A 14,814-nucleotide genomic window follows, 5' to 3' on the forward strand; every position below is an offset into this window, starting at 1 on the left:
GGAGCGAGCCTCGGCGAGGCCAATCGCTTCCTCGATTTTGAGAGCCAGTCGTTGCGGAAGTTCGGACCTGCTATTCCAATGGGTGCGCAATACACCGTTTTCGCAGACCATCTGTGTGAAGTAGACAGAGCCGTCGTTCGCTGCAGCTGCCACTCGATCGACAAGGCGCGTGACGACGTGCTGCCAACCCGGGGCGCAGCGGGGATATCCCGGTGCGAACGCCACTCCCCGGAAGGGCCGGACGAAAAGTGTAGGATATTTCTGGATAAGCGCCCCTTGCCACGTCGTCATGTCGCACCTCCCGTTTTTGGTTTCATCAATCCCGCAGTCTTGTGGCTCAGCAAGGAGCTTGCGATGGCGCCATCAGAGCGACGAGCCACCCAGGCGTCTAGATCGAGCGAGGTCGAAAGATCGCAGTAGAGAACGCGTTTGCAGATTAGATTGCAGACAATCGGCACGATGTTCCGTTCACCGACGGCATGACCCAATTCGCGAGCGCTAAGACGGTCTCTTCCAACAGCCCGTTCAATCCGCGCGCGGAGGCGGCGACCGACATTGAGCGCGTGGTATTCCCAAATGCGCTCGCAGTGCCGGGCGAAGGGTTGCGCACAGATCGAAGGGGCGTCCATTGCGCGTAGCGTGATGTGGTGCTGATCAAGCGCAATCAGCAGCAGCCCCTCAGTATCAATGTCGCGGTCATCGCGCTCGTCCACGATGTCATATGCGACTAGGCCATCGTCGTGCTCAGCGACCAACATCCGGACGTCGATGTCTTCGCCGGCGAGGGGGAGAGAGGCGACAAAGCGCAAGGACCGGACCCCCGGGTCCAATAGCAGTTGGACCGCCAGTCTCCGGCAGTTTGATTCATTGCCGTCGCCGAGTAGCGCGCGGCCGGCGACCGAAAGCAGATCGATCGATCGAGAAGGACGAGAGCTCGGTTTTGCCTGCGTCACAAATCGTCTCCGATTGTACCGGGAGAGATCCGTAGGCAGGCCTCCACCCGGTCCGCGCGTCCAAACAGAGCAGGTGACAATCCAGGAGTCAAGATAGTTAGCTATCTAGAATGGTGTGTAGCCGGTCGGGACAGGTGATTGGGGTGTGGATATCTTGGGTTTTTCCGAAAATCAGCACTTCCGCAGGACTTTTCTCGATGGTAGAGAAGTCTAGATGGTCAGCTATCTGGCCGCGGAGGGCCAAGAGGTGCGCGAGCCGAAAAAGAGGGCGTCAAAGGCGCGGGCAAGAGCGGACAAGCGGAGCCAACTCTTGATCTATATGCACCCGAACATAATCCGACGGCTTAAGCTTGCAGCGCTCGCGATGGAGCAGCCGGCATACGAACTCGCGGAAAGGGCGATCGACGAATGGCTGAAGAGCCATCAGCACGAGATTCGGCAGGGGACGGCGAAGATCTCACGCAGTGAGTAGCGGCGAGGCCGCTGGGCGCCATCCCCGTGCTGCGCGACCGCCTTTGCGAGAACGAGGTGGGACGATGGGCTTCCGAGTGGTGGGATGACTTCGCGCGCATGGACCGTCCGGACGGCGATGCCAGGGCTGCCGAATTGAAGCGGATGCTCGCCGCGCTGCGCGAGGTCGTCGCGCCGGGGGCTGGCTCGTCGTAGCCGCCCCTTCGACGACGCGGCCGACTCGGATAGCCTGGTCCGGATCAGGAAGCCCGGGTCAAGCGGATGGCCGCCGAACCGAAGCCTTCGAGGCGCGTGAAGGGGAAGCGGCGGCGCAAGCCGCGCGAGGAGATCGTCGATTACGTCGTCGAGATCGACGGCTGGGACTGGGGCTATGCGTTTTCGCTCAACATGGAGCGGCTGCCGATCGATCCTTACCACGAATTCCGCCACCTGCAGATCAAGGGTCGGCTGCTGGCGCCAACTGAACCGAAGACCGACAGGGTGGAGATCTCTCTATTGCCCTCGCCCGAGCTGGTGGAGGAGAAGCGCAAGGAGTTGACGCCGATTGCGCTAGGCTCGCTCAGTCTCGGCCCGGACGGCGTGCTGGGGAACATCGGCATTCCGTGGGATGCCCTGACGCCGATCCTGCAGATGCTGATCGCCGGCCGCTTCAAGTTCGTCCTGATGCGCGGCACGCGGTTTCGGCCCAGGAGCGCGAAGCTCAACAGCCTGCGGCTCGAGACCAAGCTGACCGAGGACGATCCGTTGCCCGAAGAGGGAGTGGGCGGCGACCCTGCTGCGGGGCTTCAGGCTTCGCCTGGTCCGGAGAAGATCGATGCCGGTGTCGTCGTGCGCGGTGTAGGCAAGGGACGCTCGGCCGCAGCGGGGTGGGAGGTCTGACCGCCCTTTGCATCGTATCGTTTGGCGAGGTCGAGCAGGCGCCGCCTGGTGAACGGGTCGGCCTTCTCTGCAAGGGTCCGCACCCGATGGGCGAGGCCCAGATAGAATTCCTGCTCCATGGTGCGACCCCTCAGCACGCTGAACGGTCGCAGTTGAGTATTTCGCGCCCGGCAAGTCAAGGTGAGGGCGATCGCCTACCGGCTCCTCGGCGGGTTGGCGTCAGGCGAACGACGCCCTCCGGAGCGTCCCGTTCGCGGCAAAGGTCATCGACCTTCGCCCGCATCCGCGTGAGCAGGAGCTCGGCCGAGGCGGTCGCGACGCCGGCCCGCTGCAGCATAAGGATCTCGCGCTCCTGAGCGCGTACCTGTCCCCGCATGCGGGCGATCTCGTTGCGGACCCAGTCGAGCTTCATAGGGCGCTGAGATCATCTGGCACATCGCCGAACTTCCGGATCAGCTTGGCGTCGCTGAAGTCGCCACTGGAGGGATCTCCCGTCCGCGAGAACGCGATAGCGCCGGCGTGGCCGGGCTTCCGGGACAGCGCCTCGGCCCGCATGACCGCGGCGTTGGCGCTCAGGCATTCCGCCGGCTCGCCGGCAGCCACGCCGTCGTCGGATAAAACGAACGGCAGAGCGACGTAGTAGGTCACTTCCGACATCTGTCACTCCTTGTGATCGCGCTGCGCGACGTGGCGCCCGCGCGAGTATCCTTTCGAGACCGCCGCCTTGAGCTCCGCGATCTCGTTCTCGAGAAACTCGCTCGCGACGAGCAGCGCCTTCACCGCCTCCCGGGCGTCCCCGCCGCAGGCTTCGATGGCCTGGTCAGCGGCGGCTTCCAGCCCGTCGCGAGCCGGATTGGTCTGCTCGGGCGTCGCGTACATACGGGCATGCTCCTGTTTTGTTCTATCGAGTCGAGAGCCTCCCTCCGAATTCCCAGGCGCGGCAGCCGGCGCCGGAGGAATCTGGGAGATTGGCGGCCGGCATGTCGGAACCGGCTCCGCTCGTTCGTCTTGAATCCAGGCCGCCCAAACGGAGTTCGGCGTACATGGCCCCCCGAGCCAACTGGAAAGGCTTTCTGCGTCTGTCCCTGGTGACATGTCCGGTCGCGCTCTATCCGGCCACGTCCGAGAGCCAGAAGATCAGCTTCAACCAGCTCAACCGGCAGACCGGCCACCGCATCAAGTATCTGAAGGTCGACGCCGACACCGGCGACGAGGTGCCGAACGAGGATATCGTCAAGGGCTACCAGCTCGAAAAGGACCAGTTCATCGAGGTCACGAAGGAGGAGCTCGAGTCGTTTGCATGAAGCTCGCCGCGGAAGCCGATGGAGCCGAACGGCAGAGATGGATCAACGCCGCGTTGGCGTGGATCGAACTCACTAGCCTGCGGGTGCCGTCGGGCCGCGAGTCGAGAGAAGGGACGGCCTAGTCGTCGGAGAGGCACTCCGGGCAAGTTTCGCCGATCGAATCCAGTACGTCCCGAAGTTCTGCGACGCCATCGTCCGGAGAGATGCCAGACGGTGCCAGACGGTGGATCCTGGCGGGCGAGGTCGAAGGCTCGCTCGCGAGCGTGCGGGTCGGCGCGGTCCTGCATCCACCCGTGCTCCTCGCACTCGCGGATGGCGCCGGCTTCCTGCAACACCGAGATCGCCCACTCGCGCAGCGTCCGGATCGCTGGCCGTCGTTCCTTGAACATCAACATCGAAACGCTCCTTGCCTTCGACGAATCTTGTCGACCGCCGTGCGTTCCGCGCTGCTATCACAGCCCAGGGATTCGGAATGACTGGGGCTGCGTTTTTCCACGTGTTCCCCGCTGTACAGACAGAAGAACAAGGAGTTCGTGCGCCATTGAATTGACGAGTGCGAGTTGCGTGGAGGTGGCCGATGTCCGCGGAAAAGCAGGTGATGGAAGCCGTCGAGCGGTCCCAGGCCATCCTGGCGCGCTACGTGGAACCGGGCGAGCGGGAATGCGAGCGTACGGTCAACGGCCTTCTCGACGTTCTCGATCGCGACGAAGTCGTCGCTGCAGTGGAGGAGCTCGAACGGCGCGGCGAGGCCGTCGAAGAGCTTAGGCACCTTCTCGATCGAGGTCATCCTTCTTGGAGCTCTCCGCCCCGGAAAGCGGCCGATCTCAACCTGCCACCGATGCTGCCCGAGCAGCGGCCGCAGGGTCCAAGCATGGACGGCAGCGACATGCGCCTCGAGGGCTACCGCGTGGAGACGCGAGAGCACGCCGGCGAGTATCCCGACACGATGCCGCGGGTCATCGAAGTCAGCGACGCCGAGGGCAGGAAGGCGGCATACGTGCCGCTCAGCCGCGACGGCAAGGTCGTCGATACTTCGGCGGTCGTGAACAAGCTCAAGCAGTGCGAAGACAGCGAGAGCTAATTGATCTTGGGGGTAGCGCTCTCGATTGCAAGGCTCATCGACTTCAATTGTCGCGCCAATCCCGACGCCCGAAAGGGCGGAACGCGCCCAATAGGACGTGCGGCCACCGGTCGTGTCGAATGCGTGGACGCGGACTTTGTGCTACACTCGCTCTGCTTGTATGGCGACATGGGCGCGCTTCCCTTTTCGGTCTTATCGGTCGCCTTACCCCGTCGCAGGCCTGAGTGGCTGTGTCTTGCTATCATTCTGTAACCAACGTCAATTCTATGGAGCATCGCAATGGAACCATCCGTCATCGCGGCCAGCGTCGTCGCGTTGCTGACGCCTTACTTGAAGAAAGCTGCCGAGGAGTTCGCCGGCGAAGCCGGGAAGGGTGCGGCGACGTTCGTGCAGGAAAAGGCCAAGGCGATCTGGGAACGCCTGCGCAAGGCCTTCAGTGCCGACCCGTCGGCAACGGCTGCGCTGAACCGCTTCGAAGCCGACCCTAATGCCGCCAAGGATGAAGCCGAAGCGCAGATCGCAAGCCAAATCGCCCGAGACAATGGCCTGCAGACGGAGCTCGCGGCGGCTATTGCCGAGGTCAAGCGGGCGGCGCCGCAGATCCGCGTGGTCCAGAACATGAAGGAGGCTGAGGAAGTCGTTGGGCTGAAGGCGAAGCGGATGACCCGGGGGAGCGCCGAGGTGTCGCAGCACATGGACAAGGCAAAGAAGGTGACGGGAGCCGATTTCGACGAGATTGGCTGAGGCTCCCCTCAGTGCCCGACGCGGAGATCGCGGACCTATTCTTCCACGGCGTGACGCAAGCCTACATCGGGGCGCCGCGCTTCGTGCGGAGGGAATGGCTCGAGGACGAGTTGCGAGAGCAGCTGGACCGGCCGGATTGCCGCTTTGTGCTCGTCGTTGCCGAACCCGGCTCTGGCAAGTCCAGCTTTATTGCCCAGCTCGCCAACAACAACACCGACTGGCCCGTGTTCTACATTCGGCGCGATCAAACGACGTCGATCGGCGAGACCAGTGCGCGTTCCTTCTTGCTGCGTATCGGCTGGCAGCTGGCCGCACTTCGACCAGAGCTCTTCGACCTGGACTCGGTTGAGGTCGATGTCACACAATCTGTCGGCGATATCCCGGAGGGTGCCGACGTGATCGGCGCGCGCGTCGAGCGACTACGCGCCTCGCCATTCCACCAAGCCGCCATCCGTATCTCGCAGACCGTGGAGCGCGCAGCCGGCAAGCTAATTGGCTTGAGTGTCGGCGAATGGATCACCGATCCACGCCTACTTGCCGTGGACGATCTGCAGGAGATGGGTCTATTCGCCCCGGCGCGCCGCCTCGCAAGGGTCGAGCCTTCTGCCCAGCTAGTCATCCTAGTGGACGCGGTGGACGAGCTGGCTTTCGGCGAGGCCGAGGGCAATTTGCTCGAATGGTTGGCGAACGGGCCTGACCTCCCCAACAACGTCAGAATCGTCGTGTCCTGCCGTCCCGCCTATCGTCAACTCGACCTGTTCACGGAGCGGCGGAAGGGACCGCTCCGCCTTCTGCCGCTCGACGCGCATGACCCGCGTGTCCAAGAGGATGTCTCGCGCTATGCCGAGCTGCTGGTGCGGCAGGCCGCCGTCGCCGCGGCAGTCGAGCAAGCCGGCCGATCCTCGCGAGCCTTCGTCTCGGAATTGACACTGCGGGCGGATGGCAACATCGGTTATGCGGCCGCCATCGGCCGCGCGTTCGACCAGGCGTTGGCCCGTCCCGAGCAGAAGGTTCTGATCGAGCGCCTCCTCCGCCTCGATTCTCTCCCCGAGGACCTCGGCGCGCTCTTCGCCTTTTTTTTGAAACTCATCCGGGGCGGGCCCGGCCGGAGCCGCATCAAGGTGATCGACACGGTCACGGGCGAGAGCGCGCTCCTAGAGTCCTGGTCAGAACTCTATCAACCCATCCTCGCACTGCTCTCTATTGCCCAGCAGCCCCTCACCCTCGACCAGGTGCAGGGGATTAGCGGGACCGCAGCCGGCCGCGCCCAAGTGGCTCAGGCGCTGGGCTGGCTGGAACAATTCCTCAGCCGGATCGGCGACGCTTATCAACTCTATCATGCCGCCTTTGCCGACTTCATGACTGCGCAGACGACGCTCGACTCTCCGTCAACCGCCGACCTTTGGGTCGACGCCCGGCTGGAACATCGCAGGCTTGCGCGCGCCGTGGCCGAGGTATCGGCCCCAGACGTTGTTTTTGACGATACCCCTGAGCTCCACCGGCGGGGCCGCCGAGCCTATGCAAGACTCCACTACGTCACGCACCTTTGCCTGGGCGGGGATTTTGAAGGGGCAGCGAGCGTACTGACGCAGATCACGTGGCTGCGGAAGAAGACGGCGCGATGTGGGATTGAGGCAACGCTTGGCGATTTCAGGGTTTACGCGTCGACCGCCGAGGTGATCAGCGACGAGGTGGGGAGGACGGCAGACCTATTGACCGCCGCGGCCCGCATTCTCCGGGACGACCCTGGGCAGTTTGATCTTCAGGTCAAGCTGCGATCGCCGCCGGACCTCAAATCAAAACTCGCTTTCGAGTCCGCGGCGCTTCCCGGATTGGTGCCCGTTCGATCGGGCGACTACGCGAAGCCTAACGCCGTCCTCAGCCTCCGCAGGGTGCCGAGCGCTGTTACGTGCGCAGCCGTGCTCGCCATAGCACAAAGCGTGCTCGGTCTCTATGGGACGGCCAGCGGTGAAATTGTGGCTATAGATGTTCCGTCAGGGAAGATTAAATACAGCATCAGGGCACACGACGATGATCTGCGTTGCCTAGCGTTGTCCCCGCAGGCAGGCCTTCTCGCCAGCGGCTCGGGTCACTGGCTGGACGCCCATTTTGACGTGTCGATCAAGCTTTGGGATATGGCCACTGGCAAGTTCATTCGCACCCTCATGAGCAATGAAATGGGAGACTCCACCGAAGGCGCACATGCGCAGCCGGTTGGAGCACTCGCCTTCGCGCAGGACGGTGACGTGCTCATATCCGCTGGCTGGGACCGCGTAGTCAAGGTCTGGGACCCAGCGGCCGCGAAGCTGCTGTTGACGCTGGAAGGTCATACGGAAGGGATCAACGCTGTCGCAGTCAGCACCGATCAGTCCAAGATCATCTCGGGCTCAACCGATCAAACTGTTAAATTCTGGAGCCTGGATACGGGGGAACATTTGCGCTCGGCGGACCTCAAGCTCGGCTCTGTGCTTGCCTTGGTCCCGCTGCGTGACCCGAGGTGGGTCGTCGCCCTGGCGGAATACGGCGCGATTAGGATTGACATCGAGGACGGTGCGCTCAAGCCGATCTACCTAGACGAGGACCGCATCCTTTGCCTCGACGAGCAGGACGACGGACACCTGAGAGCAATTTGTGAGTCAGGGCGACGGCTTTTCATCGACGCCCAAGATCCAGACGGGCCGATCTGCTATCCGCTTCGTCAACCTATGACGGTCGCCGCATGCGATCGCGACCTGCCTTGGGCGGTGGGCGCCTTTAACCGACAGGTCGTGGCCGTGGATGTGCGCGAGACGACGCACGCGGACGATGACACCGAAGGCCACGTTGGACGTGTCGCTATGATCGCCGGCTCGCGCTCAGGCGCGGTGGCTGCGACAGTTGGCCTGGATGGCGTGATTTGCTGTTGGAAGTCGCCGGAATGGCGGCAAACGAACTCTCATGCGCACGGGGAGAACCTGATTTGCGCTTCCGGCATCGATCGAGGAAGATTCCTCACCCTCGGACGCGACGTCGGCAAGATCTGGCGCGTCGAGGACGACGATCTTCGATGTGAGCGGCAGTGGAAAATCCCGAGGCAAGACGTACCGATACTCGGCCAACGATTTAAGCCGCACTGGTCTGACGCCGCCGCGACCGAGCGATTTTGCTTTCTGATCCAGTATGACATGCTTTGCCCCTTCATGATTTTCGATACTCGGACGTCCGAAGTCTTGGACAGCGGCGCACTGGGAAGGCCACGGGGGTTCCACGCCTTCATGGGAGACGCGGCGGGCGCGCCGATGCACGCATCGGGATATTTTGGATATTTGGCTGCGGATTACGCGCGCGACATCGTTATTCTGGATTTGAATATGGAACCTGACCTTTTCATATTAGATCTGTTTGAACCGAAAATGCGACGCTTTCCTCGGCACAGGCTCTATGGGGGGCTCGAGGCTCTCGAAATCCTTCCATCGCTTCACTGCGCTATAGAATTGTCTGAAGGGGTCGTTGCGGCGCTCGACTACTTGAACCACCGCGTCATGTGGCAAAGGGCCTGTGGAGCCGTCAGCATCTTCGTCGACGACGAAGGCGGCTGTCTGTATAGCCTCGCTGGCGACGGCAACATCTTGCGCTTCGATGTCAAAACTGGCCGCCAGAAGACCTATAGTTTCAACCTTCGGAAGAGCCGAACGCACATATTAACGGTGCTTGATGGTGACATCGTTGTGCTGTCCGACTGGGACAACTTCTTGACGTTCTGCAAGTTGAGTGCAGAAAGTATAGTCGGAGTGGTTGGGCTGGACTCGAAGGCTGTGGGTTGCGCTCTGTCCCGTTCTGCCCAGCAAATTCTCATAGTGGAAGATGTCGGCCGATCCACAACGTTTCAATTTCTGGACCCGTAGAAGAGCCTTGAAAGCCGGATCGCGCCTTGAGCGCGGTTGAAGCGTTTATCGCGGCCGATTAGGCACTCGCTGTGTTGGGTTTATGAGAACGATCCTGACCGCGCTTGGAGCGAGGAGGGCGCTTGTCAGTGTGGCGCCGGAACCGCGCCGATCAATCTTAGGCCGCGGCAGGCTGATCTTCCTTCACGCCGCGGGCGACGATCCGCAGTGTCCCGTCGGGGAGGAGCCGCTGCAGCTTCAGGGCCTCGTCGACCGGTGCGGTCATCCAGGTCTCGACCTCTTCGGACGTCGTCAGGATCACCGGCATCGCTTTCGGATGGATAGTGCCGACCTCGACGTTGGCCTCCGTCGTCAGGAACGCATAGAGGTCGTTGGTGGTCTCGCCTTCTTTGACCTTCCGGACGGACGTCCAGTTGGTCCAGATACCGGCGAAGCAGGCGAGCGGTCGGGATTCGTCGAGGGCGAACCAGATGTCGCCGCCTTCGGCCTTGTTGAACTCGCTGAACGAGTTGAACGGCACCACGCAGCGGTGCTCCGGCCCCAGCCAGCGCGTCCAGTGTTTGCTCTTCACGTTGCGGATGTTGGTCGTGCCGCCGTCGGGCTCCATCCGGAGCAACTCCTTGAAATCGACCTCCTTGCCCTTGGCTTGCAGCTTCTCGGCCCGCTTCTTCGTCGCGTCCATGAGGGCTTTCGATGACGAGGGCATGCCCCAGCGCGCGCTCGCGAGCTCGCGGCCGTCGACTCCGGTCCGGACGATCGGCGCCTTGTAGTCGGGGAAGACGCCGGGCATCGGCGCAAGGTTGCCGACGTACCGGTTGACGACACGGAACAGCGCGCTGATAGCGGCCTGGTTGGTGGTGATTGAATACAGGTTGCACATCGTCAGGACTCCGGAACCGCCTGGCGAGGGCGCTGCGCCAATTGTAGCAGAGTGGCCGCCGGGCGGCGATCGGCCTTAGCGCATTTGCTGCAGCGAAGTCGGCTCGCCAAGTCATGGACGAACGTGGTCGGTGGGTGCCCGTCGTTCTCGCCGACAATGTTGAGACCAAGTTCAACTGCGTGCCTTTGGACGACGTCAGGCCGCCGGCCTGGAAAATCGAAGGAGGCGCGGATGAAATGCCCTTCCTCGCCATGCCGCCGGCCGGTGAGCTGCGCCAGGATTACCCCAATTCGTAAAACGGCATCGCGATAGGAATGCGCAGACCCTACTCATTCCCCACGATGGCGCCGTACTCTACCGGTCTCCATTCGTTGGTAGTGCGGTCAAATTCAACGAACTGCTGGTTCTCGACCGAGAAAACCCTCAACCCAGGAAACGGGGCAATAGCGCCCTGAACGGCGATTGGCCTCTCAGGCGAGCCTGGTGGAGCTATGTGGACGAAGGTCGGCCGGAACAGGAAAAGCCCTATGGTCCGAAAGTTCTTCACGACCCATTCGTTATTCCCACTGCGGCGGTCGATGCTCCTCGCGCAGAACTCCGCCGTTGGCTCGTCGCCGTCGTATTCGAGATTTCCGTCGGCATCCCGATAGGTTCCGCAATCTGACGGGTGAACGGCGCAGACCGAACCTGCATCGTCGACGTCGAGAATTATGCCGATGCACCCAACGGCGTTCGCCTCGGCGTAGTCGATGTTGGGCTCCCCGGGCCCGACGTCGGTAGGCAGAATGGTCGAGCAGCACAGGCCCTTTTCGCTCAATGCTTGGGCCCGAAGCAGATCGTCAGGAAATCGCAAGGCATCGTCTCGCCTCATGGGCGTCGAAAAATGGACGACGAGAGCTCCACGTTCGGCGAGGAAGCTGCGGACCGAAAACGTCGCCGGCGCTTCATCCGAGGCTCGGTTGACCTGCGCGGGGGGCGCGGGCGGAACGCCACCGTCGTCGTCTTTTTCGGCCATGCTAGGTCATCTCCGCGCGGTGCATACTCCTGAAGATCGACTCAGGCTTCAAAAATCCTGTCAAGCTGAATCGGCCTCCCTCGATCCCCATCCCGCATGAAGAATGCACGCCGCAAGGGCCTCGCGGAAGTGGCCACCGCAGCAGGTCATGTTGCCGTAAGCATCGCCGCCCGCGATTTCGTCGGCGATATGAGAAGACCGAACGTGGATAGAGCACTCCTGCAGCGATCGGAATTCCGGCAGCGTTGTAGGCGAAGGCGAAGAACAGGTTCAGTCGGATGTTGTTCATGGTCGCGCGCGAAAGCCGTCGGGCGCGAACGATGCGGGTGAGGTCGGCCTTCAGCAGAGTGACGCCGGCGCTCTCCATGGCGACCTCCGTGCCCGTACCCATGGCGTTCCCGACCTCGGCTGCGGCCAGCGCCGCCGCGTCGTTCACGCCATCGCCTGCCATGGCGACGATGCGCCCCTGTTTCTGCAGTTTGGCGAACACGGCGCCCTCTGATCAGGCAGAACCTCGGCCTCCACGTCAGCAATTCCTAGCCGGCGGGCCACCGCCTGCGCCGTGGTCCGGCGCGAAGGTCCAGGTCGACCTGCGGCGCGCGGTGCGTACCAGCCTGGCCGCACGGTTGATGAACCCCGCCAACTTGGCGGCCCCGGCCGAGGCGACATGCTGCGTGCGGGTACTGGCGCCGGCGAGCGGTCGGGTGCTAATGATCATCCAGCATAGCGAGGCAACTCTCCCGCCGGGACGCTGCTAGTCGACATCGGTAATCCGCTCGATCTGGAGGTCCCGACCTGCTCTCGACCGACGCGGTCCAGGTCAAAGCCGGGGCCGCCGTCCGGATCGACGGCTGGGGCGGACAGTCCATCAAAGGACGGTCGTCCGCGTTCACCCCCGCCGGCTTCCTGAACGTCTCGGCGCTCGGCATCGATGAGCAGCGGGTCCGGGTGACGATCAACTTCGCGGATCCGCCCGAGGTGTCGGCCTCGCTTGGTCACGACTACCGGGTCGTCGTCCACGTGACCACCTGGAGCGCTCCGGACGCCCTGACCGCGCCGGTGAGCGCCTTATTCCGAAAAGGCGACCAGTGGGCCGTTTTTGCCGACGAGAACGGCCGTGCCAAAACCGTCCCAGTCCAAATCGGACACCGGAATAACCGGTCCGCCGAAGGTCTCTCCGGGCTCGCAGCGGGAGACCAAGTCGTACTGCACCCTAGCGATCGGATTTGCCGATGGAAGCACCATCGATCAGAGGGCAGGGCGCTGACGGGCTATCCCTAGGTACCCAGAAGGCGCTGCGGGTTGCCGGGATGGTGCCCGAGACTCCGATCTTCCATTGGTCGGACATCGACGGCCACGGCACTAGGATCTTCCGGCCATCGAGCGCTCTATCGCAGAATGGCGGGGGCAAGTCCCCCCCGAGCGGCCTTCGCCCGCGCGATCCTCCCGATTCCGGCACGACCTTGCCACCCATCTCGCAGGCGAGGACGCCAAACTTCTGGAGCAGGAGGAGCTCGATCCGGTGCTTCCGGACCTCGCGGCGCTTGACCGAGGTGCCTTGGTGCCCTGAGAGCGAGGTCGTCGGGTCGCCACACGACCCCGTTCTCGTCGGAGAAAACGGGGCTCTGAGAGGCAATCGGATGCCCCCACGGGTGATTGATCATCTCGGCGCGGGCGGATCGGCTCCAAGGTCGCTCCGGTTGACTTCGTCCGACGAACCCAACGGAGCAGCGAACGCGCCTTAGCTTCCCATAGCTTCCGGGTGACGAAAATGCGGGTCCCCCGGGGGGCTCCCCCGGTGTAGACGTCGCGCGCAGGCCGAGCCACGAGGGCCGACTTTTAGTCGTAGGCGGCTTGCGCCTGAAGACCGCTCCTGAAGTGGTTTTTGCCGACGAGAGGGGGGCGTGTGGGACAGGGCCTCCGTACGAAGCCCGCGGGGCAGGTATTGCCCGCCAGTCAGATTGCCAGCAGTAAGAAAATCCACGCCTGCCCACCGGATAGAGGGCCGGGTCGAAATGGCTAGAGATGCCGTCCATAGCGAGGCGGATGCCCGCGTTGTTTGCTCAATCCTCCCCACGCCCGTTATAGTTGCCGAAAAAGGTAGGAAGGACCACCCGATTCTCGGAATTCGTCGCGACTAGTCCTTCATACATCACCAGTCGGGGTTTCAGGGATGGAAGAGCCGCGAGAACTAGAGGAAGCCGAGGAGGCGACTGATCCGGAGTCCGATCAGGCCCCCGGTGGCATGCCTGACCGGCGCATACCTGCGACCCGCAAGCATCTTGCTGAAGTCGACTCCCAGACGGAGTTCCTAGGCAAACTTGCTCCGACCGAGCTCAGGAGTGCTCTTCGGGAAGTAGTCGCGGGTTCGAGGGCTGTCCTTCCAGAATCCCTGGTTCGGCTGGCAGTCACAGCGCACCATGCCCGAGATCGACGCTTGCTCAGCCTGTCCTTTGAAGCGCTAACCAAGACGGTGACGCCTCTGCTTGCCAATCAGGCGTGGGACCTAACCGGGGAGGACATCAAGGATCAAGTTCAAGAGATTCTCGAACAGCTTTTCGAAGGCATCCGGGCAGGCAAGAGCGGCATGGCAGGACGCGTCTTCGCAGCCTGGGCGAAACGACGTTCGATTGATCTCTACCGCAAACGCGCTGCGCGCTTTGAAGGCGCATTCGCTCGGAAAGAGCCTGCCCTGGATTTCGACCCGTTGGATGACGTTCCCGACGGGATTCCGAGCCAGGAAGCTCGGGCGATGTTGGAACGGCACATCCGAAAACTGCCGACCATACACGCCCTGGCCTTCATTCGCGTCCACGTCTTCGGGATGACGCGGGCGGAGGTCGCAAAACAGATGGATGTAGACGTCCGGACCCTGCACGATTGGCTCAAGAAGTCCGCCGAGGTCCTTGGGCATGATGGAGAAGACGATGAAACCGACTAGCAAAGCCGATCTCGACACCGTGCTCGACGAGTTCGCCAGTCTGTCGGGGCCTCCGGACTCTGCAACGCTGCGTTCCTTCGTCAACAATTATCCTGAGTTCGAGCGCGAACTGATCGAGTTCGCAACGGATTGGATTGCGACAGACGCCTTGCGGAGCAAGCAGCCGATTACGGCGGAAACCGTTGGCAGCATCGTCAACCGGACCATGAGCCGGGTTCAGGCAATCATGGATGCAGAGGAGCGCCCGAAGCAGCTCGTCGACCTAGCCGCAGATATCCGTGCGGCTGGATACGACTTCCAGTCGTTCCAGCGAACGGTCAACATCGACCGCTCCATCCTGGACTGCTTGATCGACCGTCTCATCAATCCGGCCACGCTCCCTGCAAGGTTGGTCGCGGTCGTATCGGACGCCTTGAAGAGGACGGCAGACGAATTTCGGGACTACGTCCGGCTCCCACCGGCGCTTGCGTCGGCCAATAAATCGCGAGGTCGCCCCCGTGCGGTGCAGGTCGACTTTTCGATGCTGGTTCGGGATTCGGACCTGCCAGATACCGACAAGACGCGTTGGCTCGCCGAAGAGCCCGACCCGAAACTCGCGGCATAGCTATGGACAGCTTCGGGGCCGTAAGAAAGCTGGCGCGTGAGAAGCACGCAGCGATGAG

General features: G+C 62.6%; 15 protein-coding genes and 3 pseudogenes. 10 read left to right on the plus strand and 8 right to left on the minus strand.

Annotation, left to right across the window (positions count from 1 at the left end):
- Positions 1-287: 287 nt before the first annotated feature.
- Positions 288-953: a hypothetical protein gene (locus tag WN73_RS39230; RefSeq protein WP_271557602.1), complete on the minus strand. Its 666-nt coding sequence runs from the start codon at positions 951-953 to the stop codon at positions 288-290.
- A 214-nt stretch (positions 954-1,167) separates the two neighbouring features.
- Here WN73_RS39230 and WN73_RS39235 point away from each other — a divergent pair, with 214 nt between their 5' ends.
- From WN73_RS39235 to WN73_RS39245, 3 genes are all read left to right on the plus strand, one after another.
- The gene (locus WN73_RS39235) at positions 1,168-1,425 is read left to right on the plus strand and encodes a hypothetical protein (RefSeq protein WP_271557604.1); all 258 of its coding nucleotides are present in this window, start codon (positions 1,168-1,170) and stop codon (positions 1,423-1,425) included.
- 56 nt (positions 1,426-1,481) lie between these two features.
- Positions 1,482-1,619, plus strand: coding sequence for a hypothetical protein (locus WN73_RS39240; RefSeq protein ID WP_271557605.1), 138 nt, complete (start codon positions 1,482-1,484; stop codon positions 1,617-1,619).
- A gap of 66 nt (positions 1,620-1,685) precedes the next feature.
- Positions 1,686-2,303: a hypothetical protein gene (locus tag WN73_RS39245; RefSeq protein WP_271557606.1), complete on the plus strand. Its 618-nt coding sequence runs from the start codon at positions 1,686-1,688 to the stop codon at positions 2,301-2,303.
- Here the strand turns inward: WN73_RS39245 and WN73_RS39250 are convergent.
- From WN73_RS39250 to WN73_RS39260, 3 genes are all read right to left on the minus strand, one after another.
- Positions 2,210-2,422 (minus strand): hypothetical protein, encoded by a 213-nt coding sequence (locus tag WN73_RS39250; protein ID WP_271557607.1) that lies wholly within the window; start codon positions 2,420-2,422, stop codon positions 2,210-2,212. The genes WN73_RS39245 and WN73_RS39250 overlap by 94 nt on opposite strands.
- A gap of 289 nt (positions 2,423-2,711) precedes the next feature.
- Positions 2,712-2,960: a hypothetical protein gene (locus WN73_RS39255; RefSeq protein WP_271557609.1), complete on the minus strand. Its 249-nt coding sequence runs from the start codon at positions 2,958-2,960 to the stop codon at positions 2,712-2,714.
- Positions 2,961-2,963: 3 nt separating this feature from the next.
- Positions 2,964-3,182, minus strand: coding sequence for a hypothetical protein (locus WN73_RS39260; RefSeq protein WP_271557611.1), 219 nt, complete (start codon positions 3,180-3,182; stop codon positions 2,964-2,966).
- Positions 3,183-3,346: 164 nt separating this feature from the next.
- Here WN73_RS39260 and WN73_RS39265 point away from each other — a divergent pair.
- Positions 3,347-3,604 (plus strand): annotated as a pseudogene (locus WN73_RS39265) (Ku protein); the annotation flags it as partial.
- Positions 3,605-3,725: 121 nt separating this feature from the next.
- On the opposite strand, the pseudogene WN73_RS39270 reads toward WN73_RS39265, so the two are convergent.
- Positions 3,726-4,002: pseudogene (locus WN73_RS39270) on the minus strand (hypothetical protein).
- A 182-nt stretch (positions 4,003-4,184) separates the two neighbouring features.
- Between WN73_RS39270 and WN73_RS39275 the strand changes: the two are divergent.
- From WN73_RS39275 to WN73_RS39285, 3 genes are all read left to right on the plus strand, one after another.
- Positions 4,185-4,688 (plus strand): hypothetical protein, encoded by a 504-nt coding sequence (locus tag WN73_RS39275; RefSeq protein ID WP_271557612.1) that lies wholly within the window; start codon positions 4,185-4,187, stop codon positions 4,686-4,688.
- A gap of 330 nt (positions 4,689-5,018) precedes the next feature.
- Complete coding sequence (locus WN73_RS39280; protein WP_271557614.1) at positions 5,019-5,432, plus strand: hypothetical protein; 414 nt, start codon at positions 5,019-5,021, stop codon at positions 5,430-5,432.
- Between the two features lie 11 nt (positions 5,433-5,443).
- A complete protein-coding gene (locus WN73_RS39285) occupies positions 5,444-9,316 on the plus strand; it encodes an NACHT and WD repeat domain-containing protein (RefSeq protein ID WP_271557616.1) in 3,873 nt (1,290 codons plus the stop codon).
- A 157-nt stretch (positions 9,317-9,473) separates the two neighbouring features.
- Here the strand turns inward: WN73_RS39285 and WN73_RS39290 are convergent, their stop codons facing one another.
- Positions 9,474-10,196 (minus strand): SOS response-associated peptidase, encoded by a 723-nt coding sequence (locus WN73_RS39290; protein ID WP_271557618.1) that lies wholly within the window; start codon positions 10,194-10,196, stop codon positions 9,474-9,476.
- A 113-nt stretch (positions 10,197-10,309) separates the two neighbouring features.
- Between WN73_RS39290 and WN73_RS39295 the strand changes: the two genes are divergently transcribed.
- Positions 10,310-10,492: a hypothetical protein gene (locus tag WN73_RS39295; RefSeq protein ID WP_271557620.1), complete on the plus strand. Its 183-nt coding sequence runs from the start codon at positions 10,310-10,312 to the stop codon at positions 10,490-10,492.
- A gap of 29 nt (positions 10,493-10,521) precedes the next feature.
- Here the strand turns inward: WN73_RS39295 and WN73_RS39300 are convergent, their stop codons facing one another.
- Both WN73_RS39300 and WN73_RS39305 read right to left on the minus strand, forming a co-directional pair.
- Positions 10,522-11,211: a hypothetical protein gene (locus WN73_RS39300; RefSeq protein WP_271557622.1), complete on the minus strand. Its 690-nt coding sequence runs from the start codon at positions 11,209-11,211 to the stop codon at positions 10,522-10,524.
- Between the two features lie 146 nt (positions 11,212-11,357).
- A pseudogene (locus WN73_RS39305) lies at positions 11,358-11,781 on the minus strand (HAD-IC family P-type ATPase); the annotation flags it as partial.
- A gap of 1,867 nt (positions 11,782-13,648) precedes the next feature.
- Here WN73_RS39305 and WN73_RS39310 point away from each other — a divergent pair.
- Positions 13,649-14,152 (plus strand): RNA polymerase sigma factor, encoded by a 504-nt coding sequence (locus WN73_RS39310; protein WP_271557623.1) that lies wholly within the window; start codon positions 13,649-13,651, stop codon positions 14,150-14,152.
- Complete coding sequence (locus WN73_RS39315) at positions 14,124-14,756, plus strand: hypothetical protein (protein ID WP_271557626.1); 633 nt, start codon at positions 14,124-14,126, stop codon at positions 14,754-14,756. The genes WN73_RS39310 and WN73_RS39315 overlap by 29 nt, the downstream gene beginning before the upstream one ends.
- Positions 14,757-14,814: the final 58 nt, after the last annotated feature.

It is taken from the genome of Bradyrhizobium sp. CCBAU 45394 (assembly GCF_028128655.1).
GTDB classification, from domain to species: Bacteria; Pseudomonadota; Alphaproteobacteria; order Rhizobiales; family Xanthobacteraceae; genus Bradyrhizobium; species Bradyrhizobium diazoefficiens.

Bases quoted from the DNA above. Each gene is read 5' to 3' on its own strand.
- WN73_RS39290 (WP_271557618.1), bottom strand. From the start codon at position 10,196: ATGTGCAACCTGTATTCAATCACCACCAACCAGGCCGCTATCAGCGCG.
- WN73_RS39255 (WP_271557609.1), bottom strand. From the start codon at position 2,960: ATGTCGGAAGTGACCTACTACGTCGCTCTGCCGTTCGTTTTATCCGAC.
- WN73_RS39295 (WP_271557620.1), top strand. From the start codon at position 10,310: ATGGACGAACGTGGTCGGTGGGTGCCCGTCGTTCTCGCCGACAATGTT.
- WN73_RS39250 (WP_271557607.1), bottom strand. From the start codon at position 2,422: ATGGAGCAGGAATTCTATCTGGGCCTCGCCCATCGGGTGCGGACCCTT.
- WN73_RS39275 (WP_271557612.1), top strand. From the start codon at position 4,185: ATGTCCGCGGAAAAGCAGGTGATGGAAGCCGTCGAGCGGTCCCAGGCC.
- WN73_RS39245 (WP_271557606.1), top strand. From the start codon at position 1,686: ATGGCCGCCGAACCGAAGCCTTCGAGGCGCGTGAAGGGGAAGCGGCGG.
- WN73_RS39315 (WP_271557626.1), top strand. From the start codon at position 14,124: ATGATGGAGAAGACGATGAAACCGACTAGCAAAGCCGATCTCGACACC.
- WN73_RS39300 (WP_271557622.1), bottom strand. From the start codon at position 11,211: ATGGCCGAAAAAGACGACGACGGTGGCGTTCCGCCCGCGCCCCCCGCG.
- WN73_RS39260 (WP_271557611.1), bottom strand. From the start codon at position 3,182: ATGTACGCGACGCCCGAGCAGACCAATCCGGCTCGCGACGGGCTGGAA.
- WN73_RS39235 (WP_271557604.1), top strand. From the start codon at position 1,168: ATGGTCAGCTATCTGGCCGCGGAGGGCCAAGAGGTGCGCGAGCCGAAA.